At 71.9% G+C, this 25,108-nt stretch carries 19 protein-coding genes and 2 pseudogenes; 15 read left to right on the plus strand and 6 right to left on the minus strand.

Features of this window, described 5'->3' with window-relative positions:
• Positions 1–4: 4 nt before the first annotated feature.
• Entirely contained in the window at positions 5–1,966 is a 1,962-nt protein-coding gene (locus BX285_RS22405) for a phage tail sheath C-terminal domain-containing protein (protein ID WP_121176802.1), read from the minus strand.
• A 168-nt stretch (positions 1,967–2,134) separates the two neighbouring features.
• On the opposite strand from BX285_RS22405, the gene BX285_RS22410 reads away from it, so the two are divergent.
• Positions 2,135–2,662, plus strand: coding sequence for an NUDIX hydrolase family protein (locus BX285_RS22410; RefSeq protein ID WP_121177826.1), 528 nt, complete (start codon positions 2,135–2,137; stop codon positions 2,660–2,662).
• Positions 2,663–2,739: 77 nt separating this feature from the next.
• Here BX285_RS22410 and dnaE read toward each other — a convergent pair whose 3' ends face one another.
• Together dnaE and BX285_RS22420 are read right to left on the minus strand one after the other, a co-directional pair.
• Complete coding sequence (gene dnaE / locus BX285_RS22415; RefSeq protein WP_121176805.1) at positions 2,740–6,303, minus strand: DNA polymerase III subunit alpha; 3,564 nt, start codon at positions 6,301–6,303, stop codon at positions 2,740–2,742.
• 120 nt (positions 6,304–6,423) lie between these two features.
• On the minus strand, positions 6,424–7,179 hold the full coding sequence (locus tag BX285_RS22420) for a FadR/GntR family transcriptional regulator (RefSeq protein WP_259470641.1): 756 nt from the start codon (positions 7,177–7,179) through the stop codon (positions 6,424–6,426).
• A gap of 222 nt (positions 7,180–7,401) precedes the next feature.
• On the opposite strand from BX285_RS22420, the gene BX285_RS22425 reads away from it, so the two are divergent.
• From BX285_RS22425 to BX285_RS22455, 7 genes are all read left to right on the plus strand, one after another.
• Positions 7,402–8,967, plus strand: coding sequence for an amino acid permease (locus BX285_RS22425; protein ID WP_373560541.1), 1,566 nt, complete (start codon positions 7,402–7,404; stop codon positions 8,965–8,967).
• A 40-nt stretch (positions 8,968–9,007) separates the two neighbouring features.
• A complete protein-coding gene (locus BX285_RS22430) occupies positions 9,008–10,366 on the plus strand; it encodes a glutamine synthetase family protein (RefSeq protein ID WP_121176810.1) in 1,359 nt (452 codons plus the stop codon).
• Positions 10,363–11,091 carry a gamma-glutamyl-gamma-aminobutyrate hydrolase family protein gene (locus BX285_RS22435; RefSeq protein ID WP_220783931.1) on the plus strand — a complete coding sequence of 243 codons (729 nt, stop codon included), beginning with the start codon at positions 10,363–10,365 and terminating at the stop codon, positions 11,089–11,091. The genes BX285_RS22430 and BX285_RS22435 overlap by 4 nt, the downstream gene beginning before the upstream one ends.
• Before the next feature lie 13 nt (positions 11,092–11,104).
• Positions 11,105–12,478 carry an aldehyde dehydrogenase gene (locus BX285_RS22440; RefSeq protein WP_121176813.1) on the plus strand — a complete coding sequence of 458 codons (1,374 nt, stop codon included), beginning with the start codon at positions 11,105–11,107 and terminating at the stop codon, positions 12,476–12,478.
• Positions 12,479–12,492: 14 nt separating this feature from the next.
• The gene (locus BX285_RS22445) at positions 12,493–13,260 is read left to right on the plus strand and encodes a 3-oxoacyl-ACP reductase (protein WP_097240514.1); all 768 of its coding nucleotides are present in this window, start codon (positions 12,493–12,495) and stop codon (positions 13,258–13,260) included.
• Positions 13,261–13,462: 202 nt separating this feature from the next.
• Positions 13,463–15,028 (plus strand): APC family permease, encoded by a 1,566-nt coding sequence (locus BX285_RS22450; protein WP_121176815.1) that lies wholly within the window; start codon positions 13,463–13,465, stop codon positions 15,026–15,028.
• A 185-nt stretch (positions 15,029–15,213) separates the two neighbouring features.
• Entirely contained in the window at positions 15,214–15,894 is a 681-nt protein-coding gene (locus BX285_RS22455) for a GPP34 family phosphoprotein (RefSeq protein WP_121176818.1), read from the plus strand.
• Positions 15,895–15,917: 23 nt separating this feature from the next.
• Here BX285_RS22455 and BX285_RS22460 read toward each other — a convergent pair.
• Positions 15,918–16,894, minus strand: a pseudogene (locus tag BX285_RS22460) (HAD-IC family P-type ATPase); the annotation flags it as partial.
• Between BX285_RS22460 and BX285_RS22465 the strand changes: the two are divergent.
• From BX285_RS22465 to BX285_RS22480, 4 genes and pseudogenes are all read left to right on the plus strand, one after another.
• Positions 16,798–17,082, plus strand: a pseudogene (locus BX285_RS22465) (ArsR/SmtB family transcription factor); the annotation flags it as partial. The pseudogenes BX285_RS22460 and BX285_RS22465 overlap by 97 nt on opposite strands.
• A gap of 123 nt (positions 17,083–17,205) precedes the next feature.
• Positions 17,206–18,870: a phospholipase D-like domain-containing protein gene (locus tag BX285_RS22470; RefSeq protein ID WP_259470642.1), complete on the plus strand. Its 1,665-nt coding sequence runs from the start codon at positions 17,206–17,208 to the stop codon at positions 18,868–18,870.
• A gap of 157 nt (positions 18,871–19,027) precedes the next feature.
• Entirely contained in the window at positions 19,028–19,828 is an 801-nt protein-coding gene (locus BX285_RS22475; RefSeq protein ID WP_097239629.1) for a metal-dependent hydrolase, read from the plus strand.
• 10 nt (positions 19,829–19,838) lie between these two features.
• The gene (locus BX285_RS22480) at positions 19,839–20,033 is read left to right on the plus strand and encodes a DUF885 family protein (protein ID WP_121176826.1); all 195 of its coding nucleotides are present in this window, start codon (positions 19,839–19,841) and stop codon (positions 20,031–20,033) included.
• A gap of 85 nt (positions 20,034–20,118) precedes the next feature.
• On the opposite strand, the gene BX285_RS22485 is transcribed toward BX285_RS22480, so the two are convergent.
• Positions 20,119–20,988 (minus strand): PIG-L family deacetylase, encoded by an 870-nt coding sequence (locus BX285_RS22485; protein WP_121176828.1) that lies wholly within the window; start codon positions 20,986–20,988, stop codon positions 20,119–20,121.
• A 164-nt stretch (positions 20,989–21,152) separates the two neighbouring features.
• On the minus strand, positions 21,153–22,091 hold the full coding sequence (locus tag BX285_RS22490) for a hypothetical protein (protein WP_097239632.1): 939 nt from the start codon (positions 22,089–22,091) through the stop codon (positions 21,153–21,155).
• A 244-nt stretch (positions 22,092–22,335) separates the two neighbouring features.
• Here BX285_RS22490 and BX285_RS22495 point away from each other — a divergent pair, with 244 nt between their 5' ends.
• From BX285_RS22495 to BX285_RS22505, 3 genes are all read left to right on the plus strand, one after another.
• Positions 22,336–23,088 carry a dienelactone hydrolase family protein gene (locus tag BX285_RS22495; protein WP_183107138.1) on the plus strand — a complete coding sequence of 251 codons (753 nt, stop codon included), beginning with the start codon at positions 22,336–22,338 and terminating at the stop codon, positions 23,086–23,088.
• A 218-nt stretch (positions 23,089–23,306) separates the two neighbouring features.
• On the plus strand, positions 23,307–24,161 hold the full coding sequence (locus tag BX285_RS22500) for an aldolase (RefSeq protein ID WP_121176833.1): 855 nt from the start codon (positions 23,307–23,309) through the stop codon (positions 24,159–24,161).
• Position 24,162: 1 nt separating this feature from the next.
• Positions 24,163–25,065, plus strand: a complete 903-nt coding sequence (locus tag BX285_RS22505; RefSeq protein ID WP_121176836.1) for a dihydrodipicolinate synthase family protein — start codon at positions 24,163–24,165, stop codon at positions 25,063–25,065.
• Positions 25,066–25,108 lie beyond the last annotated feature (43 nt).

Consider the following 25,108-nt stretch of genomic DNA (forward strand, 5'->3'; position numbering starts at 1 on the left):
CCCCTCAACTCTGCGTCTGGCCGGCGAGCTGCTGGACCCGGATGATCACGAACTCGGCGGGCCGCACCGGCGCGAAGCCCACCAGGACGTTCACCACGCCGAGCCCCTGGTCCGTGGTCGTCGTGGTGGTGGCGTCGCACCGGACGAGGTAGGCCTCCTTCGGCGTGCGCCCCGCGAAGGCCCCCTGCACGAACAGGCCGTGCAGGAACGAACCGATGTTCAGCCGGATCTGCGACCAGAGCGGCTCGTCGTTGGGCTCGAACACGGCCCATTTGAGGCCGATCAGCAGGCTCGACTCCAGGAAGTTGGCCAGCCGCCGCACCGGGACGTACTTGTAGTCCGTCGCGGAGGCGTCGCCGCCGGCCAGGGTCCGCGCGCCCCAGCAGACCTGGCCGTAGGCGGGGAAGGTACGCAGGCAGTTGACCGCGATCGGGTTGAGGGTGCCGTTCTCCGGGTCGGTGAGGTCGTAGGCCAGGTCCTGGACGCCGAACAGCTTGGCCTCCGTCCCGGCGGGGGCCTTCCAGACGCCGCGGGCCGCGTCGATCCGGGCCATCAGGCCGGCGATCGTGCCGCTCGGCCCGAACGAGCGGGTGCGGTACTGGCGGGTGGGGTCGGCGATGTCGAGCCGGGGGTAGTAGAGGGCGCTGTACTCGTCGCGGATGTTGCTGTGCTTCTGGAGCCAGTTGCGCAGCGCGGTCGGGCTCTGCATGGTGTTCGGCGGGTCGAGCAGCAGCAGGGCGCGCTTGCGGCGGCAGTAGGCGATCGCGTTGCCGACGGCCTTGCTGTAGTCGCCGTCCCGCGCGGCGTCGTCCGAGGCGTCGGGGGCGAAGCGGTCGCTGTCCGCGGCGGCCAGGTTGCCGAGGCTGGGCAAGCTCAGGAGCGTGAAGTCGGTGTTCTCCAGGGCGAACATGCCCGATCCCGTGCCGACTTCGCTGCCCACCAGCTCCTCCGCGCCGGGGTGGGCGCCGTCGCCGCCGCCGGCTAGGACGACGGCGCCGTGCTCGGACGTGACGCCGTTCAGGCCGAGATCGGTCGCGGTGTTGTCGCCGGCGATGTTGTCGACGGTGATGGGCAGGGCGGAGGCGGCACCCGGCAGGATCTGGAGCCGGCTCTTGCCGAAGTCGGGGCTGTGGGGGTCGGTGTCGGGGAGGACCACCCGAACCACGGCCTGGGACCAGACGGGCTTGTTCGCCACGGCGGTCCGCAGCGCCGACTGGAGGGTCGCGGCCAGCGTCTCGATGGTGTCCGGCTTGCCCGGGAAGGTGATCTTCCTCGCGGTGGCCCCGGCTCCGCCGATCGTCACGTCGATGTTCAGGGGGCCCGCCTGGAGCGTGGACGGATCGACCACGGGGGAGGAGAGGAGCCCGCTGGGGACGGGCTTTCCGGCCACGGAGCTCACGGTGACCAGCTCGGAGGCCGTGTTGACGGCCGTCGTGACGTAGAAGGGGTCGGCGGTCTTGGCGCTGTCGGCGGTCAGTCCCTGGTAGATCTCCTGGCGGGCGACGGTCGCGTCGGCGGTGTCGTCGCTCAGCAGGCTGACCACCAGGTCGAACCGGTCGGACTCGGTCGCCGCGAGGACCTGGACGCGCAGGTTGTTGCCCCACTTCCCCTCGTCCCGGGCCGTGACGGTGAACGCGGCGGCGCCGCCGCGTTGCGGGACGTCGGCGTGGGCCGTGCCGAGGGCGTCGCTGCCGCTTCCCGGGGCGGCGACGCGGACCACGTGGGCCCGGGCGCCGCCGTTGAGGAAGTACTGCTGGAGTGCGAAGGACGTGTCGCTGTCGGGGTGCAGGCCGCCGAACTTCCGCTCGACGTCGGCGAAGGAGAGGACCTCCTCCGCGCGGTTCATCGGACCGCGTGGGAACCAGCCGATGAAGGCTGCGATCGCGGTGGGCACACCGACGATCGGATGAACACCACTTGGCACCTCCTCGACGTACACGCCCGGGAACGTGGGTGCGGTGGGCATGGGCGCTCCTCTCGTCAGTGATCCCCCGCAGTCTCACGACGGTCTGTCACCGCGCCGTCCGATCCGGCGTCACAGTGGCGTCACACCGGGCCGGTTCACCCGAATGCCGCACGCGGGGCTCCCGCCCCACCGGTCCCGGCGGGAACGTACGATCAACGGGTGTCTGACATCACGGAAACCACGCCGGGCTGGCTCGCTCCCGAGGAGCTCGAAACCACCCGGGCGAAGATGCCGATCCTCTACGTCGAGGCCGTTCCGGTCCGCGTCGATGCCGCGGGGGAGGTCACCCAGGTCGGGTTGCTGTTGCGGATCGGCCCGGACGGAACGGTCAGCCGCACGCTGGTCTCCGGCCGGGTGCTGCACCACGAGCGGATCCGGGACGCGCTGGTGCGGCACCTGGAGAAGGACCTCGGGCCGGTGGCGCTGCCCCGGATCCCGGCCTCGCTGCAGCCGTTCACCGTTGCGGAGTACTTCCCGACCTTGGGCGCCACCGAGTTCCACGACCCCCGGCAGCACGCCGTCTCGCTCGCCTACGTCGTCCCGGTGGCGGGGGACTGCCGGCCCCGGCAGGACGCGCTGGACCTGGTCTGGTTCAGCCCGGAGGAGGCCGCCTCGCCGCTGGTGCAGCAGGAGATGCCGGGCGGCCAGGGCATCCTGCTCAAGCGGGCGCTGGCGCACGTCGGCCGGCTGGGCTGACGGGAACGAGAGGAAACGACGGGAACGACGGGAGCGGGAAGTCGGCCAGGCCGACTTCCCGCTCCCGTGTGGAGGGCTCAGGACCGGGCGGTGGTGCCGGCCCAGGCGCGGTTGCCGAGGAGGGTCTTGACGTCCGAGGCGAGCCCGTTGTCGGGGTTCACCAGGAAGCCGAGCTCGTAGAGGGTGTTCTTGTCCCAGTTGGTGGTCAGCAGCCGGACCGGGACGTCGCCGGGGTGGGCCTGGAGGGCGAGTTTGAGCTCGGCGACCACCTGGGGGGTGATCCGGGAGGCGGGCACGGTGATCTGGACCGGGGGTTTGGTGCCGAGCTCGGCGGAGGAGATGTCGAGCGTGGTGATCTCCTGGCCGAAGATGCTCAGCGATCCGTCGCGTTCGTTGAGGCGGCCGCGGACCGAGATCACGTTGTCCTCGACCATCTGCTCGGCCATCAGGTTGTAGGTCGCGGGGAAGAACAACACCTCGACGGAGCCGTCGCGGTCGGCGAGGGTGATGATGGCCCAGGCGTTGCCGGCCTTGTTGATCCGGCGGTCGACGGCGGTGATCAGGCCGGAGAGGCGGACCTCGCCCTCGGAGCGGCCGGAGCCGAGGAGTTCGGCGATCGAGGTGTCGCGGTTCTGGGAGAGGATGTGCTCGGCGCCGTCCAGCGGGTGGCTGGAGACGTAGAGACCGAGCATCTCCCGTTCCAGGGCGAGGAGTTGGCGCCGGGGCCACTCGTTGTCGGTGAGCTGGAAGTCGAGGCCGATGGCGGGGGCGCCGTCGCCGCCGTCGAGGGCGCCGAAGAGGTCGTCCTGTCCGATGGCCTGCTGCTTCTTCACGCCGGTGACGGCGTCGATCGCGCTCTCGTGGACGGTGCTGAGCGAGAGCCGGGTGTGCCCGAGGGAGTCGAAGGCGCCGGCCTTGACCAGGGAGTCGACGGTGCGCTTGTTGCAGACCACCAGCTCGACCTTGTCCAGGAAGTCGGCGAAGGAGGTGTACTTGCCGTTCTCCTGGCGGGTGTTCACGAGGGATTCGATGACGGGCACGCCGACGTTGCGGACGGCCTTGAGGCCGAAGCGGACGTCGCTGCCGACGGCGGTGAAGTCGACGACCGACTCGTTGACGTCGGGGGAGAGGATCTTGATGCCCATCTGCCGGCACTCGGCCAGGTAGACGGCCATCTTGTCCTTGTCGTCCGCGACCGAGGTGAGCAGCGCGGCCATGTACTCGGCCGGGTAGTTGGCCTTCAGGTAGGCGGTCTGGTACGAGACCAGGCCGTACGCGGCGGAGTGGGACTTGTTGAACGCGTAGCCGGCGAACGGGACCAGGACGTCCCAGACCGCCTGGATGGCCTCGTCGGAGTAGCCGCGCTCCTTGCAGCCCGCGTGGAAGGGGACGAACTCCTTCTCCAGGACCTCCTTCTTCTTCTTGCCCATGGCCCGGCGGAGCAGGTCGGCCTGGCCGAGCGAGTAGCCGGCGAGCACCTGGGCGGCGCGCTGGACCTGCTCCTGGTAGACGATCAGGCCGTAGGTGGGGCCGAGGACGTCCTTGAGCGGTTCCTCAAGCTCGGGGTGGATCGGGATGATCTCCTGCTGGGCGTTCTTGCGCAGCGCGTAGTTGGTGTGCGAGTTCATGCCCATCGGGCCGGGCCGGTACAGCGCCGAGACGGCGGAGATGTCGGCGAACTCGGTGGGCTTCATCAGCTTGAGCAGGGCGCGCATGGGGCCGCCGTCGAGCTGGAAGACGCCGAGGGTGTCGCCGCGGGCGAGCAGCTGGTAGGTGGTGGGGTCGTCGATCGGGATCTTCTCGATGTCGACGTCGATGCCCCGGTTGGCCTTCACGATCTTGATGCAGTGGTCGATGATGCCCAGGTTCCGCAGGCCCAGGAAGTCCATCTTGATCAGGCCCATGGCTTCGCAGGACGGGTAGTCGAAGCCGGTGATGATCACGCCGTCCTTGTCCCGCATGTGCAGCGGGATCAGGTCCAGCAGCGGGGTGGAGGAGAGGATGACGGCGGCGGCGTGCACGCCGGTGCCGCGGATCAGCCCCTCGATGCCGCGCCCGGTGTCGATGATCTTCTTGACGTCCGGTTCGTTCTGGTACAGCGCCCGGATCTCGGTGCCCTCGTTGTAGCGGGGGTGCTTCTCGTCGAAGAGGTCGGCCAGCGGCACGCCCTTGCCCATGACGTCCGGGGGCATCGCCTTGGTGATGCGGTCGCCCATCGAGAACGGGTAGCCGAGGATGCGGTTGGCGTCCTTCACGGCGGCCTTGGCCTTGATCGTGCCGAAGGTGTTCACCTGGGCCGTGTACGCGGCGCCGTACTTCTCGGTCACGTAGCGGACCATCTGGTCGCGCTGGCGGTCGTCGAAGTCGATGTCGACGTCCGGGGGGTTGATGCGCTCGGGGTTGAGGAAGCGCTCGAACAGCAGGTCGTGCTCCAGCGGGTCCAGCTGGGTGATGCCGGTCAGGTAGGCGACCATCGAGCCGGCCGCCGAGCCTCGGCCGGGGCCCACCGGGATGCCGTTGTCGCGGCCGTACTGGCAGATGTCGGCGACCACGAGGAAGTAGGCGTCGAACCCCATCGGGGTGATCACGCCCATCTCCAGCTCGATCCGCTCCAGCACCTCCTGGCTGGGGTTGTCGCCGTAGCGGTGCTGCAGGCCGGCGGCGATCTTCTGGCGCAGGTAGGAGGCCTGGGTCTCGCCCTCGGGCACGTCGAACTGGGGCATCCGGTCGACGTAGGTGAAGACCTCCTCGTACGACTCGACCCGCTCGGCGATCGCGAGCGTGTTGTCGCAGGCCTCGGGCAGTTCGCGGAAGAGCTCGCGCATCTCGGCGGCGGTCTTCACGTAGTAGCCGGTGCCCTGGAACTTGAAGCGGTTCGGGTCGTCCTTGTTCTTGCCCACGCCGACGCAGAGCAGGCTGTCGTGGGCGTCGGCCTGATCGGCGGTCACGTAGTGCGAGTCGTTGGTGGCCAGCAGCGGGATGTTCAGCTGCTTGGCGAGGCGCAGCAGGTCCTCGCGGACGTCCTGCTCGATGGAGAGGCCGTGGTCCATCAGTTCCAGGAAGTAGTTCTCCTTGCCGAAGATGTCCTGGTAGGCGCCGGCCGCCTTGACCGCCTCCTCGTACTGGCCGAGGCGCAGCCGGGTCTGCACCTCGCCGGAGGGGCAGCCGGTGGTCGCGATGATGCCGGTCGCGTTGGCGGCGATCAGCTCGCGGTCCATCCGGGGCTTCATGTAGTAGCCCTCCATCGACGCGAGCGAGGAGAGCTTGAAGAGGTTGCGCAGGCCGGTGGCGTTCTGCGCCCACATCGTCATGTGGGTGTAGCGGCCGCCGCCGGAGACGTCCTTGCCGCCCTCGCCGTCGGCGCCGGACGGGCGCTGGCCGCCGGGGGACCAGAAGACCTGCTTCTTCAGGAAGCGCGAGCTCGGCGCGACGTACGCCTCGATGCCGATGATCGGCTTGACGCCCGTCTTGGCGGCGGAGTGGAAGAACTCGTACGCGCCGAACATGTTGCCGTGGTCGCTCATCGCGATGGCGGGCATGCCCTGTCTCTCCGCCTCGGCGAAGAGCTTTCCGTTCTTCGCGGCTCCGTCCAGCATCGAGTACTCGGTGTGGACGTGCAGGTGCGCGAAGCTGTCGGACACGGCGCTGGGCTCCTCGGTCGGTTGTCGATCGGGCAAGCGGCCCAGGGTAGCCGGTCGGCGCCGGTGGCGGGGCCGGTGTTGACGGAACCCTGGCGGGTGCCCTACGTCCCGGGGCCTCCCTCAGGCCAGGAAGGCGCGCAACAGGGCGGCGGTGGCGGCGAGGTGTTCCTCGGTGGCGCGGCGGGCGGCGTCGCCGTCGCCGGCGAGGATCGCCCGGACCATGGCGCGGTGCTGGTCGGCGGCGTGCGCGATGTTGCGGTCCAGCATGGGGATGGCGTTGAGCAGGTCGTTGAGGCGCATCCTGGCCTCGGCGATGGCCGCGGCGAGGGTGGGGGAGCCGGTGAGTTCGCCGATGGCGAGGTGGAAGCGCGAGTCCAGCCGGCGGTACTCCTCCGCGGGGGCGCCCTCCAGGTCGGTCAGCCGGTCCTCCAGGTGGGCCCGCTGCTCGGGGGAGAGCGGACGGCGGGCGGCCGCCTCGGCGGCGCCGACCTCCAGCACCTGGCGGTAGGTCAGCGCGTCCTCCAGTGCGCCGCCGAGGTCGCGGGCCGCGCGGCGCAGGTCGGCGACGTCCGGTGCGGGCATCCGGTAGGTGACGAAGGTGCCGCCGTAGCGGCCGCGGCGGGATTCCACGCAGCCGGCCTGCTGGAGGGTGCGCAGCGCCTCGCGCAGGGTCTCCCGGCTGACGCCGAGCCGGGCGGCCAGGTCCCGTTCGGCGGGCAGCCGGTCGCCGAAGCCGAAGACGCCGAGCTTGACCGCCTGGAGCAGCCGCTCGACGGTCTCCTCGAAGGCGTTGCCGGTCCGGACCGGGCGCAGGATCGCGTCGGCCTGCCAGTCGGGCCGCGCCCGTTCCCGCGCTTCGTCCACGTCCACGTCCACGCCGGAATCGTACCGACATGCGGTTTCCCGGACACGTTGCCTCCTGTTGCCGCTCCGCTCTTGACGCGGCCCCGATCCAGCCGGAACGATGCTGCTCACCCACCCAATGGTCTGGTTCCAGACCATTGAAGAGCCGTCCGACCGTCGAACCCGCCGGAGCGAGCGCGCCACGCCGTCGTGGCCGCGTGCCCCCGGCACGCCCTCTACCCCCAGGGGTGCCCCATGACCGACGCACGCTCACCCGACCACCCTGCCCCCGCCGTGTTTCCGGAGGACACCGCCCCCGTTTCCGCCGACGAACAGCGGCTGCGCGAACTGGGGTACACCCAGGAACTGGCCCGCTCGATGTCGGGCTTCTCCAACTTCGCCGTCTCCTTCTCCATCGTCTCGATCCTCTCCGGCTGCCTCACCCTGTACGGGACGGGCATGAAGACCGGGGGCCCGGCCCTGATCGTCTGGGGCTGGCCGGTCGTCGGGCTGCTCACGCTCTGCGTCGGGCTGGCCATGGCCGAGATCTGCTCCAGCTACCCGACGGCCGGCGGGCTCTACTACTGGTCCGCCAAGCTGACCCGCACCCGCGGCCCGGCCTGGAGCTGGTTCACCGGCTGGTTCAACTTCCTCGGCCAGGTCGCGGTCACCGCCGGCGTCGACTACGGCGCCGCGTTCTTCACCAACGCCTTCCTCGACCTGCGCTTCGGCGTCGCGGCCACCCCCGAGCACACCATGGAGATCTTCGCGGTCATCCTGCTGGTGCACGGCCTGCTCAACACCCTCGGGGTACGGCTCGTCGCGGTCCTCAACAGCGTGTCCGTGTGGTGGCACCTGATCGGCGTCGCGATCATCGTGGGCGCGCTCGCGTTCCTCCCCGAGCGGCACGCCTCCGTGTCCTTCGTCCTCACCGAGTTCGTCAACCAGACCGGCTTCCACAACCAGCTCTACGTCGCGATGCTCGGCCTGCTGATGGCCCAGTACACCCTCACCGGCTACGACGCCTCCGCGCACATGACCGAGGAGACCCAGGACGCCGCCCGCTCCGGCCCGCGCGGCATCGTCAACGCCATCACCGTCTCCCTGGTGGCGGGCTGGATCCTGCTGCTCGGCATCACCTTCGCGATCCGCGACTACGACGGCGCGCTGAACAGCGACACCCAGGTCCCGCCCGCACAGATCTTCATCGACGCGATCGGCTCCGGCGGCGCCCAGGTCCTGCTGCTCATCGTCATCGGCGCCCAGTTCTTCTGCGGCATGGCCTCCGTCACCGCCAACTCCCGCATGATCTACGCCTTCTCCCGCGACGGCGCGCTGCCCGGCTCCCGCCTGTGGCACCGCATCTCCCCGCGCACCCAGACCCCGACCAACGCGGTCTGGCTGGCGACCGGCGGCGCCCTGCTGCTCGGACTGCCCGCGCTCTGGAACAACACCGCCTACACCGCCGTGACCTCCATCTCCGTCATCGGCCTGTACATCTCCTACGTCATCCCGGTGTACCTGCGGCTGCGCCAGGGCGAGGACTTCCCGCGTGGCCCCTGGCACCTGGGCCGGTGGAGCCGGCCGATCGGCGTGGTCGCCGTCGGCTGGACGGCGGTGATCACCGTCCTGTTCATGCTGCCCACCGCCAGCCCGATCACCGCCGAGAGCTTCAACTACACCCCCGTCGCCGTGCTCGTCGTGGTCGGCTTCGCCGGCGTGTGGTGGCTCGTCTCCGCCCGCCACTGGTTCACCGGGCCCCACACCGGCGCCGTGCCGTCCGCCCCCGAGGCCCCGGCCCCCGAACCGGAGATCCGATGACCAGCCCCCGGCCCACTCCCGGCACCGAACTGGAGACCCGATGACCAGCCCCCGACTCACCCTCGACGAGCTGCGCACCCGCGTCGCCGACCGGTCCGTCGACACCGTCGTGCTCGCCATGACCGACATGCAGGGCCGCCTCCAGGGCAAACGCGTCGCCGCCGAGTACTTCCTGACCGACGTCGTGCCCGGCGCCGCCGAGGGCTGCGGCTACCTGCTGGCCGTCGACATCGACATGAACACCGTCGACGGCTACGACATCTCCTCCTGGGAGAGCGGCTACGGCGACCTGACCCTGCGCCCCGACCTCGCCACCCTGCGAGCCGTCCCCTGGCACCCGGCCACCGTCATGGTCCAGTGCGACGTCACCCACCACGACGGCACCCCCGTCGCCGTCTCCCCGCGCCAGATCCTGCAACGCCAGCTGGACCGGCTGGCCGGCTACGGCTGGCAGGCCCAGGCCGCCACCGAGCTGGAGTTCATCGTCTTCCGGGACAGCTACGAGCAGGCCTGGGACAAGGACTACACCCGCCTCACCCCCGTCAACCAGTACAACGTCGACTACTCCATCCTCGGCACCGGCCGGATCGAACCCCTGCTGCGCCGGCTGCGCAACGACATGGCCGGCGCCGGCCTCACCGTCGAGTCCGCCAAGGGCGAGTGCAACCTCGGCCAACACGAGATCGCCTTCAAGTACGCCGACGCCCTCACCACCTGCGACAACCACGCCGTCTACAAGACCGGCGCCAAGGAGATCGCCGCCCAGGAGGGCTGCAGCCTCACCTTCATGGCGAAGTACGACGAGCGCGAGGGCAACTCCTGCCACATCCACCTCAGCCTGCGCGACGAGCAGGGCGCGCCGGTGTTCGCCGGCGACCGCCCGCACGGCTTCTCCCGCACCATGGAGCACTTCCTCGCCGGGCAACTCGCCTGCCTCGCCGACTTCGCCCTGCTGCTCGCTCCCACCGTCAACTCCTACAAGCGCTACGTGCCCGGCAGCTTCGCGCCCACCGCCATCGCCTGGGGCCGCGACAACCGCACCTGCGCCCTGCGCGTGGTCGGCCACGGCCCGTCGCTGCGCTTCGAGAACCGCGTCCCCGGCGGCGACGTCAACCCCTACCTCGCGGTCGCCGCCCTGATCGCCGCCGGCCTGCACGGCGTCGAACAACAGCTGGAGCTCGAACCGGAGTTCACCGGGAACGCGTACGCCTCCCAGGCCCCCAGGGTGCCCGCCACCCTGCGCGACGCGGTCGACGCCTTCGAACGCAGCGCCGCCGCCACCGAGGCCTTCGGCAAGGACGTCGTGCGGCACTACACCCACGCCGGACGCACCGAACTGGCCGCCTACGACCGGGCGGTGACCGACTGGGAGCGGCGCCGCGGATTCGAGCGACTGTGACCGGCACCGACCTGACAGGACGCGACGGCCGCCGCCGGCCGCTGATCGGCATCACCAGTTACCAGGACGACGCCGCCTGGTCCGTCTGGCACCAGCGCGCCTCCCTCGTGCCCCAGACCTACGTCGACGCCGTGGCCCGCTCGGGCGGCACGCCAGTGCTGCTGCCCCCGCAACCCGGAGGCGTCGGCCACCTGCTCGACGTCCTGGACGGACTCGTCCTCGCCGGGGGTCCGGACGTCGACCCGGCCCGCTACGCGGCCGCCGCCGACCCGCGCACCGGGCCGCCCCACCGGCCCCGGGACGACTGGGAGAGCAGCCTGCTGCACGCCGCCCTGGCCCGGGACCTGCCACTGCTCGGCATCTGCCGCGGCATGCAGCTGCTCAACGTCGAACTCGGCGGCACCCTGCTGCAGCACCTGCCCGACAACAGCCACCAGCACGTCCCCGCCCGCTTCGTCCACCACCGCGTCACCGTGACGGACGGCAGCCGGCTCGCCGCCGTCCTCGGGCCGGCCGCCGACGTCTCCTGCTACCACCACCAGGCCGTCGACCGGCTCGGTACCGGACTGCAGGTCACCGCCCGAGGTGCCGATGGAACCGTCGAGGCGCTCGAACTGCCGGACCGGCGCTTCGCGTTGGGTGTCCAGTGGCACCCCGAGACCGACCCCGACGACCCCCGCCTGTTCCACGCCCTGATCACCGCCGGCCACCGCACCGTCCACTGAGGGAGACCGCCCGATGACCGAACCGGACCTCCACGAGGTCGTCAACCCCGCCACCGAGGAGGTGATCACCACCGTCGAAATGGCCGGCCTCGCCGAGACCGACGCCGCCATCGCCCGCGCCCGCGCCGCCTTCGACACCTGGCGCACGGTCGCCCCCGCCGACCGGGCCCGACTGCTGCGGGCCTTCGCCGCCGCCGTCGACGCCGACCGCGAACACCTCGCCGCCCTGGAGGTCGCCAACGCCGGCCACACCATCGGCAACGCCCGCTGGGAGGCCGGCAACGCCCGCGACGTCATCGAGTACTACGCCGCCGCCCCCGAGCGGCTCTTCGGCCGCCAGATCCCGGTGGCCGGCGGCATCGACCTCACCTTCCAGGAGCCGATCGGCGTCGTCGGGGTCATCGTGCCCTGGAACTTCCCGATGCCGATCGCCGCCTGGGCCCTCGCCCCGGCCCTGGCCGCCGGCAACACCGTCATCGTCAAACCCGCCGAACTCACCCCACTCACCGCCCTGCGCCTCGGCGAACTCGCCCTCCAGGCCGGGATCCCGGAAGGCGTGCTGCAGATCCTGCCCGGACGCGGCCCGGTGGTCGGACAGCGCTTCGTCACCCACCCCGACGTGCGCAAGGTGGTGTTCACCGGCTCGACCCGGGTCGGCAAGGAGATCATGGCGGGCTGCGCCGCCCAGGTGAAACCCGTCACCCTCGAACTCGGCGGCAAGAGCGCCAACATCGTCTTCGCCGACGCCGACCTCGCCAAGGCCGCCGCCACCGCCCCGTACGCCGTCTTCGACAACGCCGGCCAGGACTGCTGCGCCCGCTCCCGGATCCTGGTCCAGGCGTCGGTGCTCGAGGAGTTCCTGGCGCTGCTGGAGCCCGCCGTCCGGGGCGTGCGGGTCGGCGACCCGGCCGACGAGAAGACCGAGATGGGCCCGCTGATCTCCGCCGCCCACCGGGAGCGGGTCGCCTCCTACGTCCCCGACGGCGCGGCCGTGGCCCTCCGCGGCACCGCCCCCGAGGGGCCCGGCTTCTGGTATCCCCCGACCGTCCTCGCGCCGGTACGGCATGACGACCCCGCCTTCACCGAGGAGATCTTCGGCCCGGTCGTCGCCGTCGTCCCGTTCCGCGACGAGCAGGACGCCCTGCGGATCGCCAACGCCACCGAGTACGGGCTGTCCGGCTCCGTCTGGACCAGGGACATCGGCCGCGCGCTGCGCGTCTCCCGCGGCGTCGAGGCCGGCAACCTCTCCGTCAACTCGCACTCCTCGGTCCGCTACACCACGCCCTTCGGCGGCTTCAAGCAGTCCGGCCTCGGCCGCGAGCTCGGCCCGGACGCCCTGGACGCCTTCACCCAGACCAAGAACGTCTTCATCTCCACGGAAGAGTGAGAGGAATGATCAGCATGACCCAGCGACTCGACGGCCGGGTGGCCGTCATCACCGGCGCGGGCAGCGGCATCGGCCTGGCCACCGCCCGCAGGTTCGCCGCCGAGGGCGCGAAGGTGGTCTGCGTCGACCTCGACGCCGAGACCGGCGCCAAGGCCGCCAACGAGGTCGGCGGCCTGTTCCTGGAGGCCGACGTCACCGACGAGCAGGCGGTGCAGGCGCTCTTCCAGCGAGCCGTGGACGAGTACGGCCGGCTCGACATCGCCTTCAACAACGCCGGCATCTCCCCGCCGGACGACGACTCCATCCTCACCACCGGCCTGGACGCCTGGAAGCGCGTCCAGGAGGTCAACCTCACCAGCGTCTACCTGTGCTGCAAGTACGCGATCCCGCACATGCAGCGGCAGGGCAAGGGCTCGATCATCAACACCGCCTCCTTCGTCGCCGTGATGGGCGCGGCCACCTCGCAGATCTCCTACAGCGCCTCCAAGGGTGGCGTCCTCGCGATGTCCCGCGAACTGGGCGTGCAGTTCGCCCGCGAGGGCATCCGGGTGAACGCCCTGTGCCCCGGCCCGGTGAACACCCCGCTGCTGCAGGAGCTCTTCGCCAAGGACCCGGAGCGGGCCGCCCGCCGGCTCGTCCACATCCCGCTCGGCCGCTTCGCCGAGCCCGAGGAGATCGCCGCCGCGGTGGCTTTCCTCGCCTCGGACGACTCCTCCTTCATGACCGCAAACACCTTCCTGGTCGACGGCGGGATCTCCGGCGCCTACGTCACGCCGCAGTAACCGCGGGGCCACCCCCGGAGGAGCCCGGCCGGGCTCCTCCGGACGGCCGACCCGCCCCGGCGGCGTCAGGGCCTGTCCGGCGGATCTTGCCGGGCGCCCGACGCCGCGCGCTGATCCGACAAGATCCGCCGGACAGGCCCTAGGCTGTGACGACCACATCGGTCCTCGCGGCCCCCGCCGTGCACCCAAGGGAGTGGGATCCGTGCCGGCCTCCCCGACCAGCCCCCCGACCGGCGTCCCCACCGGCTCCGGTGCGGGCGAGAAGGGCCTCAAGACAGGCGCCCTGGGACTGCTGTCCTCCGTCTGCATCGGCCTCGCCTCCACCGCCCCCGCCTACAGCCTCGCCGCGACCCTCGGCATCATCGTGGTCGGCGTGGGCCTCCAGGCACCGATCATCACCATCCTGGCGTTCGTCCCGATGCTGCTGATCGCCTACGCCTACAAGGAGTTGAACGCCACCGACCCGGACTGCGGCACCACCTTCACCTGGGCCGCCCGGGCCTTCGGCCCCCGCACCGGCTGGATGGGCGGCTGGGGGATCGTCGTCGCGGACATCATCGTGATGGCCAACCTCGCCCAGATCGCCGGGGTGTACGGGTTCCGGCTGGTCGGCCTCGACTCCTTGGCCGACGACAAGGCCTGGACCACCACGGCCGGCGTGGTGTGGATCGTCGTGATGACCGCGATCTGCTACGTCGGCATCGAACTCTCCGCCGCCCTGCAGCGCTGGCTGCTGGCCGTCGAGGTGGTCATGCTGGTCGTCTTCTCGGTCACCGCGCTGGTCAAGTCGTACGGCTCCGGCGCCCCCGCGACCGCCATCCCGGTCTCCGCCGCCTGGTTCAACCCGTTCCACATCCCCTCGACCTCGGCGTTCACCGCCGGCATGCTCGCCGCCGTCTTCATCTACTGGGGCTGGGACACCGCCGTCTCCGTCAACGAGGAGACCGCCGACTCGACGCGCACCCCGGGCCGGGCCGCGGTCATCTCCACCGTGCTGCTGCTCCTCATCTACGCCCTGGTGGCCACCTCCGCCCAGGCCTTCGCCGGGGTCGGGACGGACGGCATCGGCCTCGGCAACCCCGACCACTCGGGGGACGTGCTCTCCGGACTCGGCGACGCGGTGTTCGGCACCACCGGGATCGGCGCCGTGCTCAGCCGGCTGCTCATCCTGATGGTGCTGACCTCGGCCGCCGCCTCCACCCAGACCACCATCCTGCCCACCGCCCGCACCACCTTCTCGATGGCCACCCACCGGGCCATCCCGGCCGGCTTCGCCCGGGTGCACCCGCGCCACCAGACCCCGACCTGGTCGACGGTCGCGATGGGCCTGGTCTCGATCGCCTTCTACGTGCTGCTCACCGCGATCAGCGGCAACGTCCTGGCCGACTCGATCGCCTCCGTCGGCCTCGGCATCGCCTTCTACTACGGGCTGACCGGCTTCGCCTGCGTCTGGTACTACCGCCGAGTGCTCACCCGCAGCGTCCGGGACTTCCTGTTCAAGGGCGTGCTGCCGCTGGCCGGCGGCGTGATGCTGCTGTACTTCTTCGCCTACGGCGCCTTCGACGTCTACGCCGACCCGCACTACGGGGCCACCTCGATCGACCTGCCGGGCATCGGCGAGGTCGGCGGGGTCACCGTGATCGGGCTGGGCGCGCTGCTGCTGGGCGCGGTGCTGATGCTGGTGCAGTGGGCGGTCCAGGGGTCGTGGTTCCGGCACCCGGACGTGCCGGTCGGCGCGGCGGACCGGGAGACGGCGCCGCCGTCCTGACGTTCCCGTACGTGACGTTCCCGTACGTGACGCTCCCGTACCTGACGTTCCCGCACCTGATGTTTCCTGGCGTGGGCGGGAACCGGGCCGGTGGTGCGGGCGTTGCTGGCTGAGGACACCCGGGTTTCGGCGGCCGGTCGCGGCGCTGCGGGGTGGCCGGTCCGTACAGGGAAAGGAAATGGCACATGCACGTCACCCTCGCCGAGGAGCTGATGCTGCTCTCGCTGGACGACGAGTCCGGTGTGGCGAAGGACGGTTCGAGCGCCGGATGGGCGGTGGCGGGGAGCTTCCTCGCCGACCTCGCGATGGCCGGGCGGATCGCGGTGGAGGAGGGCCGGCTGGCCGTCACCGACCCGACCCCGACCGGCGATCCGCTGCTGGACGAGCGCCTGGAGCGGATCGTGGAGTGGATCGGGCGCAAGGCCCCCGGCAAGGCGAAGGCGTCGGAGTGGCTGACCAGGGATCACGCCACCGCGGTCCGTGCCACGGTGCTGCGGCTGTGCCAGCGCGGTCTGGTCGTGGAGGAGCGCCACCGGGTGCTCGGCCTCTTCCCGGTGCGCCGCTACCCGGAGGCGGACGGCTCCGTGGAGCGGGAACTGCGCGAGCGGCTGGCCTCGGTGATCCGGCACCACGCGGCGCCGGACGTCCGCACGGCGACCCTGATAGCCCTGCTGCACGCCGCCCGGCTGCACGGCCTGGCCTTCCCCGACCTCCCGCGCAAGCGGGTCGAGATGCGCTTCGCGGAGATCGCCGCGGGCGACTGGGCGGGCGACTCCGTCGGCCAGGCCATCCGGAACATGCACGTCGCCATCGCAGCCATCGCCGCGGTGACCGCCGCCACGGCTGCCACGGCGGCCGTCAGCTGACGGACCGACGGCCTGGGGACCGCACCCGACGAGGGGCGGGCCCCGGTCCAGGCCGCCTCGCGCAGCAGCCGCAGGCCGTTGAGGCCGACGAGGACGGTGGAGCCCTCGTGGCCGAGCACGCCGAGCGGCAGCGGGAGGGCGTCGACCAGGTCCCAGAGCACCAGGGCCGTGATGAACACCGAGGCGATCGTGAGGTTCTGGACGACGAGGCGACGGGCCCGGCGGGAGAGCGCCACAACCGCGGGGACGGTGGCGAGCTCGTCGCCGACGATCACCGCGTCGGCGGTCTCCAGGGCGAGGTCCGAGCCGGCCCGGCCCATCGCGATCCCGGCGTGGGCGGCGGCCAGCGCCGGGGCGTCGTTGACGCCGTCGCCGATGACCAGCACCTTGCGTCCGGCCTGCTCCTGCTCGCGGATGGCGGAAACCTTGTCCTGCGGCAGCAGCCCGGCCCGGACGTCGGGGATCCCGAGCTCGGCGGCCAGCCGGGCGGCGGCGCGCGGGGTGTCGCCGGTGACGAGCACCGGCGCGGTGCCGGTGAGCCGGGTCAGCGCGGTGACGATGGCGGCCGCAGCCGGGTCGTGGTGGCGGGGGCGAGGTCGAGCAGTCCGCGCACCGAGTCGGCGGTACGGGCGGTGGCCAGCGCCTCCAGGGCGCCGGAGGTGGCGAAGATGACGATCAGCAGGGCGCCGTCCATCACCTGCCCGACGGCGGCCGCGCCGAGTGCGGCGACGATCATCAGCAGGTCGACGTCGAGGGTCTTCTCGCGTCGTGCCAGCAGGCCCGCCCAGGCGGGCTCCCAGCCGCCGGTGGCGTAGGCCAGGGCGTACAGCGGGCCCCAGGCCCAGGCGGGGGCGCCGGTGAGCTGGAGCGGCAGCGCGACCAGGAAGAGCGCCGCCGCCACTGCCGTCCCGCCTGCTGATCCTCTCCCGGCTGTGCGAAGGCCCCTGTGCCGCCACCGAACTGGCCGCCGAGGTCGGCCTGGAGCAGTCCGCCTGCTCGCACCGGCTGCGCCTGCTGCGCAACCTCGGCCTGGTCGTCGGGGCGCGGCGGGGCCGTTCGGTCGTCGACGCGCTCTACGACAACCACGTGGCGGCCCTGCTGGACCAGGTGGTCTACCACATCGAGCACCAGCGGCTCGGGCTCAGCGACGCGGACGCGGACGCCGGCGACGTCGAGGGCGAGGACTGAGGGGCGGGGGTTCCGCCGTGTGCGGCCCCGGTGGGGCCCTGACGTTGCATCAAGTTACCTCAAGGTAATTAAATGGTGCCGTTCGGGTGAACCCTCCCCGGCTTTCTCATGAAGGATTCGTTCGTGTTCGAGCACCACCCCCGTGGTTCCGGCCGCCGTCTCGCCGGGCCCGCGCTGGCCCTCGTCGCCGCCGTCTGCGCGCTTCCCTCCGCACCCGCGTCGGCTGCCCCCGTCCCCGCTCCCGCGCCGGCTCCGGCCCCGCCGGCCGCTGCCACCCCGCACCTGGACGCGGTGGAGCAGGCGCTGCGTCAGGTGTCCCCCGGGCTGGCGGGAACGGTGTGGCAGCGGACGGCGGGCAACCGGCTCGACGCTCCGGCAGGCGACCCGGGCGGCTGGCTGCTCCAGACCCCCGGCTGCTGGGGCGACCCGTCCTGCACCGAGCGCACCGGCACCCGCCGACTGCTCGACAAGATGCGCGAGAACATCTCGCGCGCCACCCGCACCGTCGACATATCGACCCTGGCGCCGTTCCCGGACGGCGCGTTCCAGGACGCCATCGTGGACGGCCTCAAGGCCTCGGTGGCCGCCGGGAACGCGCCGCACGTGCGGATCCTCGCCGGGGCCGCGCCGCTGTACAACATCACCGCGCTCCCGTCGAAGTACCGGGACGAGCTGGTGGCCAAGCTCGGGCCCGCGGCCGGCCGGGTCACCCTCGAAGTCGCCTCGATGACCACCGCCAAGACGGCGTTCTCCTGGAACCACTCCAAGCTGCTGGTCGTCGACGGACAGAGCGTCATCACCGGTGGGATCAACAACTGGAAGAACGACTACCTGGACACCGCCCACCCGGTCACCGACGTCGACCTCGCGCTGAACGGCCCGGCCGCCGCCTCCGCCGGCGCGTACCTGGACACCCTGTGGGACTGGACCTGCCGCAACACCGGGACGTTCTCGGCCGCCTGGTACGCCTCCACCGGCGGCACCGCCTGCACCCCCGACCTGGAGAAGCGCCGCAACCCGCCGGCCGACCGGGTGCCCGCCACCGGCGACCAGTCGGTGATCGCCGTCGGTGGCCTGGGCGTCGGGATCCGCGCCACCGACTCCGCCTCCGCCTACCGCCCGGGCCCGGTGCCTGCCGCCGACGACGTCAAGTGCGGGCCGATCGGCCTGCACGACAACACCAATGCCGACCGCGACTACGAGACGGTCAACCCGGAGGAGGCCGCCCTGCGCGCGCTGATCGCGAGCGCCGGCAGCCGCATCGACATCTCCCAGCAGGACGTCACCGGCACCTGCCCACCGCTGCCCCGCTACGACGTCCGGCTCTTCGACCTGCTCGCGGCCAAGCTCGCCGACGGCGTGAAGGTGCGCATCGTGGTCAGCGACCCGGGTAACCGGGGCACCGTCGGCAGCGGCGGCTACTCGCAGATCAAGTCCCTGAACGAGATCAGCGACACCCTCCGGGCCCGCCTCACCGCCCGCCTCGGCGACCCGGCGCAGGCGAAGTCGGCGATGTGCAGCAACCTCCAGCTCGCCCCGTTCCGCGCCGCCCCGACCTCGACCTGGGCCGACGGCCACCCCTACGCGCTGCACCACAAGCTGGTCTCGGTCGACGGCTCCGCCTTCTTCATCGGCTCCAAGAACCTCTACCCGGCCTGGCTGGAGGACTTCGGCTACGTCGTGGAGAGCCGCACCGCCGCGGCGCAGCTCGACCAGCAGCTGCTCGCCCCGCAGTGGCAGTACTCGCAGAACGCCGCGACCTTCGACTACAGCCGCGGGATCTGCTAGCTGACCTCCGCCCTCCCGGCCCGCGGCGCCCGTCCGCGCCGCGGGCCGGCCTGCCCGCCGCTCCTGCGGATCGGTTGGTGATCTTGGACGGATAGGCTGCCGTGATGTCAGGTCCTCGCGACGGGGACGCAACTGAAGGATCGGTGGGTGTACGGACATGATGGGACCGGCGCATTCCTTGTCAGGCGCGGCCGCCTGGCTGGCGGTGGGAGCGGCGGCGGCCGGACTGGGGGAGCCGATGCCCTGGCCGGTCCTCCTCGCCGGGGCGCTGATCTGCGCGGGTGCGGCGCTCGCGCCGGACCTCGACCACAAGGCGGCCACGATATCCCGGGCGTTCGGGCCGGTCTCCCGAGCGCTCTGCGAGGTGATCGACAACCTGTCCCACGCCGTCTACAAGACCACCCGAGGCAAGGGCGACCCCCGGCGCTCGGGCGGCCACCGGACGCTGACCCACACCTGGCTCTGGGCCGTGCTGTGCGGGGCGGGCGCCGCAGCCGTGGCCGTGTACGGCGGCCGCTGGGGCGTGCTGGCCGTGCTGTTCGTCCACATGGTGCTCGCGATCGAGGGACTGCTCTGGCGTCACGCCCGGGTCTCCAGCGACGTCCTGGTATGGCTGCTCGGCGCGACCAGCGCGTGGATGCTCGCCGACGTCCTGGACCAGCCCGGCAACGGCTCCGGCTGGCTGTTCGACCAGCCCGGCCAGGAGTACCTGTGGATCGGGCTGCCGATCGCCCTCGGCGCCCTGGTCCACTGCCTCGGCGACGCACTGACCGTCTCCGGCTGCCCGGTGCTGTGGCCGATCCCCATCGGACGCAAGCGCTGGTACCCGGTCGGGCCGCCCAAGGGCCTACGGTTCCGAGCCGGCAGCTGGGTGGAGATCAAGGTGCTCACCCCGGTGTTCATGGGCGCCGGCGGCGTCTGCGCGGTGGGCGCGCTCGGCTTCTTCGGCAACGGCTGAGCCGCCCGCTGTGTCGCCGCCGCGCGGCCGGGGTGACCCCAAGGAGGGCTGGGCGCTGCTCGGCGAACGGGCCTGGCTGGACGGCCGGGAAGCGGCCCGGCACCGGCTGGGCGCCGACTTCGACCTCCGGGCCTGGCACACGGGCGTACTCGCCCAGGGCTCGCTCGGCCTGGCCGACCTGGCCGCCAGGCTCGCGCGCCCCTGAGCGGCCTGCCGTCGGTCGGGGAGCGGGGCCCCGGAAAACCGTCGGCCCGGGACCGGGGGTGCCGTTCCCGGGTCGACGGGGCGGCTCAGCGCAGCCCGGCGAACAGGTCGTTCTCGGGCAGGGCCGCGCCGGTGGTGTCGTGGACCCGGACGAAGGTCTCCACGCCCATCAGCTCGGTGAACCTCTCCTTGCCCATCTTCAGGAAGAAGATGTTCTCGCCCTGGCTGGCGTGCGCGGCCAGCGCGTCGAACTTCTGGCCGCCGAACTCGGTGGTGTCCACCCAGGTGGTGATCTCCTCGTCCGGCAGCCCGATCTCGGGCATCTCGGGCGTCGCGGGCGTCTCGGCGGCCTTCGCCGGGTCCTGCTCCGAGTCCGGGTTCGGCTCCTCCCAGTCCGCGCCGAGCTCGCGCATGACCTCCCCGAAGCGCTGCATCGCCGAGCGCGGCGCCGTCGTCCAGTAGACCTTCGGCGTCATCCCGGTGAGCTCCAGGGCGGCCATCGTGATGCGGTTCGCCTGGATGTGGTCGGGGTGGCCGTAGAAGCCGTTCTCGTCGTAGGTCACCACCACGTCGGGTCGGTACTGCCGCAGCAGTTCGGCGAGGCGGGCGGCGCCCTCCGCCACCGGGGTGCGCCAGAAGGACCCGGGCGCGTCATTGGCCGCCCAGCCCATCATCCCGGAGTCGGCGTACTCCAGGAGCTCCAGGTGCGAGACCTTCAGGATCTCGCAGCTCGCCTCCAGCTCCCGCCGGCGCAGGGCGGCGACGGCCGCCGGATCGTGCCCGGGGTCGCCCGGCTTGACGCCCCCCGGCCCGTCGCCGCAGCCGCCGTCGGTACAGGTGACGAGGACCGTACGGATGCCCTCCGCCGCGTACCGGGCGAGGACACCGCCCGTGCCGGTGGCCTCGTCGTCGGGGTGCGCGTGGACCGCCATCATCGTCAGGGGCCGGTCAGCCATGAAATCCATCCTCCGGTCGGAAAAGTGCTCGGCCTGAGTCTGCGCCACGAGGGCCGTCGGCCGCCCCGCATTATCGTCCCTCGGGGCCCGCCGGGAGGAATCGGTCCGGCCGGGTGCCGGTCGGCGGCGCCGTTGCCACCGGCCGGCATCCTGTGGAGGTGCTGCTAGCCGTGCGTCACGCAGGAGTTGGCGCTGTTGGACCAGAGGCCCTGGAGGTCGAAGGTGCCGGTGCTCAAGGTGACGTAGGCGTCCATGTTCTCGCACTCGTCGCCGATCTCACCGCCGCCGCCGTTCCAGCCGATGCTGGGCCAGAAGTCGGTCACGGTCTCGGCGTACTCGTGCGTCTCGGTGGACTCGATGCCGGAGAGCAGGCGGCCGTCCGTGAAGGTGGTGCAGGCGCCGGCGCCGAGGTCCGGGATGTACGGCAGGTTGGTGTAGGCCAGGGTGCCGTACGCGCTGCTCGTCTTGTCGTGCCAGGCGCAGAAGCCGGAGTTGGGGAAGCCGTCCGGGTGCGTGCCGGTGGCGGAGACGACCACGTACTGGGCGTTGAGGTTGGGCGCCTGGGTGGTGTTTCCGAAGTGGGCGGCGGCCTTGCCGGCCTCGGCGGCGAGCTGGGTGGCGGTCGCACTGCCGGGTGCGGCGGCGGAGTTGTCGAACCAGACGCCGGCCAGCGGGGAGGAGGCCGGGTGCTGGACGTGGGTGCCCTTGGTGCCGCAGGTGGTGGTGCCCTTGGCGACGCCCTCGCAGTACTGGTCGAGGACGGTGCCCCAGGTGTCCTGGCTGCCGTAGAGGCCGTTGAACATCTTCTGCAGGTCGGGCGCCACACCGGCCGGGTCGGAGGACCACTGCGAGCCCCAGAAGACCAGGTACACCTTCGGAGTGGGGGACACCACGCCCTGGCTGGCGCTGGAGCGGACCGACAGGGTGTTGCCGGCGCTCGCGGCCGTCCGCTGGGCGGCCCCGGAGTGGAGCGGCTTGGCGCCGAAGTGGGCTGCCGTGGGGGCGGGTTGGGCCTGGGCGCCGCCGGCCAGCGTGGTGGTGCCGAAGGCGGCCAGGGCCAGCGCGGCCAGGGTGTGGGCGGCGGCCTTGAAGGATGTGCGCATGCGTCTGCTCCCGAGTGTGAGGGTGTGGGAGGTCCGTACGTGCGGGTGAGCCCCGACACCACATCAGCCCGGCGGCCGGCCCGTCCAGGTGCGGGGAGGGGGCGGCGGGAAGTCTTTGCCGTGCTCATACCAAGCCCTTGTCCGGAAGCCGGAGCCGGAGCCAGCCGGAGCCGAGGGCGCGGAGGCCGGTACTACGATGCGCAGCGACACTTTCCAGCCGATCGACGGGGTAACGGGGAATCCGATGACGGGTCAGACGACGGGTCAGACGACGGGCCAGTGGCAGGAGCTGGGCACGCCCGGCGGGATCGAGGCGTACGTGCACCGCCCGGAAGGCGAGGTGCACGGCGCGGTGGTGGTCTGCTCCGAGCTGTACGGGGTCAACCCGTACCTCCGGGGCGTCTGCGCCGAGTTGGCGGGCCTCGGGTACGTGGCGGTGGCGCCGGACTTCTACTGGCGCAACGCCCGCCGCACCGAACTCGGGTACAGCGCCGAGGAACGGGAGGCCGGCCTGGTGCTGATGCGCGCCCTGGACCGCGACGAACTGGTTGCCGACGCCGCCGAGGCGCTGGCCGCGGCCACGGTACTGGCCGACGGGCACGGGGTGGCCTTCGTCGGGACGAGCATGGGCGGGCACATCGCGGTGCGCGCCGCCACCGAGCTGCGCTTCGAGCTGGCCGCCGTGTTCTACCCCGGCTGGCTGCTCACCTCGGGCTTCCCGCTGGTCGGCCCGGTGCCGCCGCTGGAGACGGCCGAGCGCATCGCGGCCAACGGCGTGTACCTGCTGGGCTTCTGCGGCGAGCTGGACCACATCCTCCCGCCGGAGGAGTGGCAGCAGGCCGAGCGCCGGCTTACCGAGGCCGGGGTCGGCCACGAGCTGGTCACCTACGCGGGGGCCCGCCACGGCTTCGCGGCCGACCGTCCGGCGGACCACGACGACGCCGCGACGGCCGACGCCTGGCGGCGCGTCCACCGGGCGCTGGCCGAACGGCTGTAGGCGAGGCCGGGCAGGACCGTACGAGGCACGCGGCCCCGTCGGACGGGCGATCGGGCCTGTCCGGCGGGGCCGTCGGCGTTCCCGCCACTGCCGTCGGTCCCTGCCGAGTGCCCGCGAGCGGAGGGACGGTCGACGCAGGACACGGTGTGTCCTATGGTGAATGTCGTGTCCTCGCCGCGCGGGGCCGTCAGCACCGGGACGTGAAGGAGAGCCACGGCATGACCGACACATTCGAGGCGGACAAGAGCGAACTGGTGGACCTCGCCCACCGCCGGATGCGGGAGGCGATCCCCGACAGCGGCTGGACGGTACGGCAGAAACTCGCCCTGACCTGCCGCATCCTGTTCGACGCAGGACACGACTCCGGCCTGGCCGGGCAGATCACCGCCCGCGCCGAGCGCCCGGGCACGTACTACACCCAGCGCCTGGGGCTCGGCTTCGACGAGATCACCGAGACCAACCTGCTGCTGGTGGACGAGGACCTGAACGTCCTGGAGGGCGACGGGATGGCCAACCCGGCCAACCGGTTCCACAGTTGGGTCTACCGCGCCCGCCCCGACGTCCACTGCATCATCCACACCCACCCGCTGCACATCTCCGCGCTGTCCATGCTGGAGACCCCGCTGGTCGTCTCCCACATGGACACCTGCCCGCTGTACCAGGACTGTGCCTTCCTGGAGAAGTGGCCCGGCATCCCCGTCGGCAACGAGGAGGGCGAGCTCATCGCGGCCGCGCTCGGCGACAAGCGGGCGCTCCTGCTGGCGCACCACGGGCAGTTGGTCGCGGCCGGCACGGTCGAGGAGGCCTGCACCCTGGCGCTGCTCTTCGAACGGGCCGCCCAGCTGCAGTTGTCGGCGAGCGCCGCCGGGAGGATCCGGGAGATCCCCGACCTGCTGGCGCGAGAGGCGCACGACTGGATCTCCACCCCCAAGCGCGGCCAGGCCAACTTCGCCTACTACGCCCGCCGCGCCCTGCGAGCCGGCCACGGCGACGCGCTGGACGGCACCACCTCCACCACCGGCACCTCCACCCCCGGCACCTCCGCCCCCGCCTCCGACCGGAACGGACGCTGACATGACCGACACCCCGCTCGAAGGGATCATCGCCTACCCGGTGACCCCGTTCTCCCGCACCGACGGCAGTCCGGACCTCGCCCGACTCGCCGAGCTGATCGACCGGTTGGTCGCCTCCGGCTGCCATGCGATCGCCCCGCTGGGATCCGCCGGCGAGAGCGCCTACCTGGAGGACCGGGAGTGGTACGACGCCGCCGAGGCCTCGGTCGCCGCCGTCGCCGGCCGGGTGCCGACCGTGGTCGGCATCGCCGAGCTCACCACCGCCGGCGCCGTTCGCCGGGCCCGCTACGCCGAACACGTGGGCGCCGACGTGGTGATGGTGCTGCCGCTGTCGTACTGGAGGCTGGACGAGCGGGAGGTCACCCGGCACTTCCAGGAGGTCGCCGGGGCGATCGGCATCCCGCTGATGGTCTACAACAACCCGGCCACCGCCGGGGTCGACCTCTCGCCCGAGCTGCTGCACCGGCTGGTCGACCGGGTGGAGAACATCACCATGGTCAAGGAGAGCAGCGGCGACCTCCAGCGGATGCACCGCCTCGCCCAACTCTCCGGCGGCGCACTGCCGTTCTACAACGGCTCCAACCCGCTGGCACTGGAGGCCTTCGCGGCCGGGGCGGCCGGCTGGTGTACGGCGGCGCCCTGCGTGATCCCGGAGCTCACCCTGGAGCTGTACCGCGCGGTACTGGCCGGGGACCCGGACACCGCCCGCCGGGTGTTCTACCGCCAGCTGCCGGTACTGCAGTTCCTGCTCGGCGGCGGGCTGCCGGCCACCGTCAAGGCGGGGCTGGCGCTGCAGGGCCTGGACGTCGGCGAGCCCCGGCGGCCGCTGCTGCCGCTGGACGAGGACGGCACCGCGCAGCTGGCGTGGCTGCTGGCCGACGCGGGTGCCGTCCCGGCGACGTGACCGCATCGGCCACGCACGCAGGCGGAAGCCGGGGACGTCGGCC

Source organism: Streptomyces sp. 1114.5 (assembly GCF_003635085.1).
GTDB lineage: Bacteria > Actinomycetota > Actinomycetes > Streptomycetales > Streptomycetaceae > Kitasatospora.

Bases quoted from the DNA above. Each gene is read 5' to 3' on its own strand.
- BX285_RS22490 (WP_097239632.1), bottom strand. From the start codon at position 22,091: ATGCGCACATCCTTCAAGGCCGCCGCCCACACCCTGGCCGCGCTGGCC.
- BX285_RS22405 (WP_121176802.1), bottom strand. From the start codon at position 1,966: ATGCCCACCGCACCCACGTTCCCGGGCGTGTACGTCGAGGAGGTGCCA.
- BX285_RS22505 (WP_121176836.1), top strand. From the start codon at position 24,163: ATGACCGACACCCCGCTCGAAGGGATCATCGCCTACCCGGTGACCCCG.
- BX285_RS22430 (WP_121176810.1), top strand. From the start codon at position 9,008: ATGACCAGCCCCCGACTCACCCTCGACGAGCTGCGCACCCGCGTCGCC.
- BX285_RS22440 (WP_121176813.1), top strand. From the start codon at position 11,105: ATGACCGAACCGGACCTCCACGAGGTCGTCAACCCCGCCACCGAGGAG.
- BX285_RS22445 (WP_097240514.1), top strand. From the start codon at position 12,493: ATGACCCAGCGACTCGACGGCCGGGTGGCCGTCATCACCGGCGCGGGC.
- BX285_RS22425 (WP_373560541.1), top strand. From the start codon at position 7,402: ATGACCGACGCACGCTCACCCGACCACCCTGCCCCCGCCGTGTTTCCG.
- BX285_RS22500 (WP_121176833.1), top strand. From the start codon at position 23,307: ATGACCGACACATTCGAGGCGGACAAGAGCGAACTGGTGGACCTCGCC.
- BX285_RS22455 (WP_121176818.1), top strand. From the start codon at position 15,214: ATGCACGTCACCCTCGCCGAGGAGCTGATGCTGCTCTCGCTGGACGAC.
- BX285_RS22475 (WP_097239629.1), top strand. From the start codon at position 19,028: ATGATGGGACCGGCGCATTCCTTGTCAGGCGCGGCCGCCTGGCTGGCG.
- BX285_RS22495 (WP_183107138.1), top strand. From the start codon at position 22,336: ATGACGGGTCAGACGACGGGTCAGACGACGGGCCAGTGGCAGGAGCTG.
- BX285_RS22485 (WP_121176828.1), bottom strand. From the start codon at position 20,988: ATGGCTGACCGGCCCCTGACGATGATGGCGGTCCACGCGCACCCCGAC.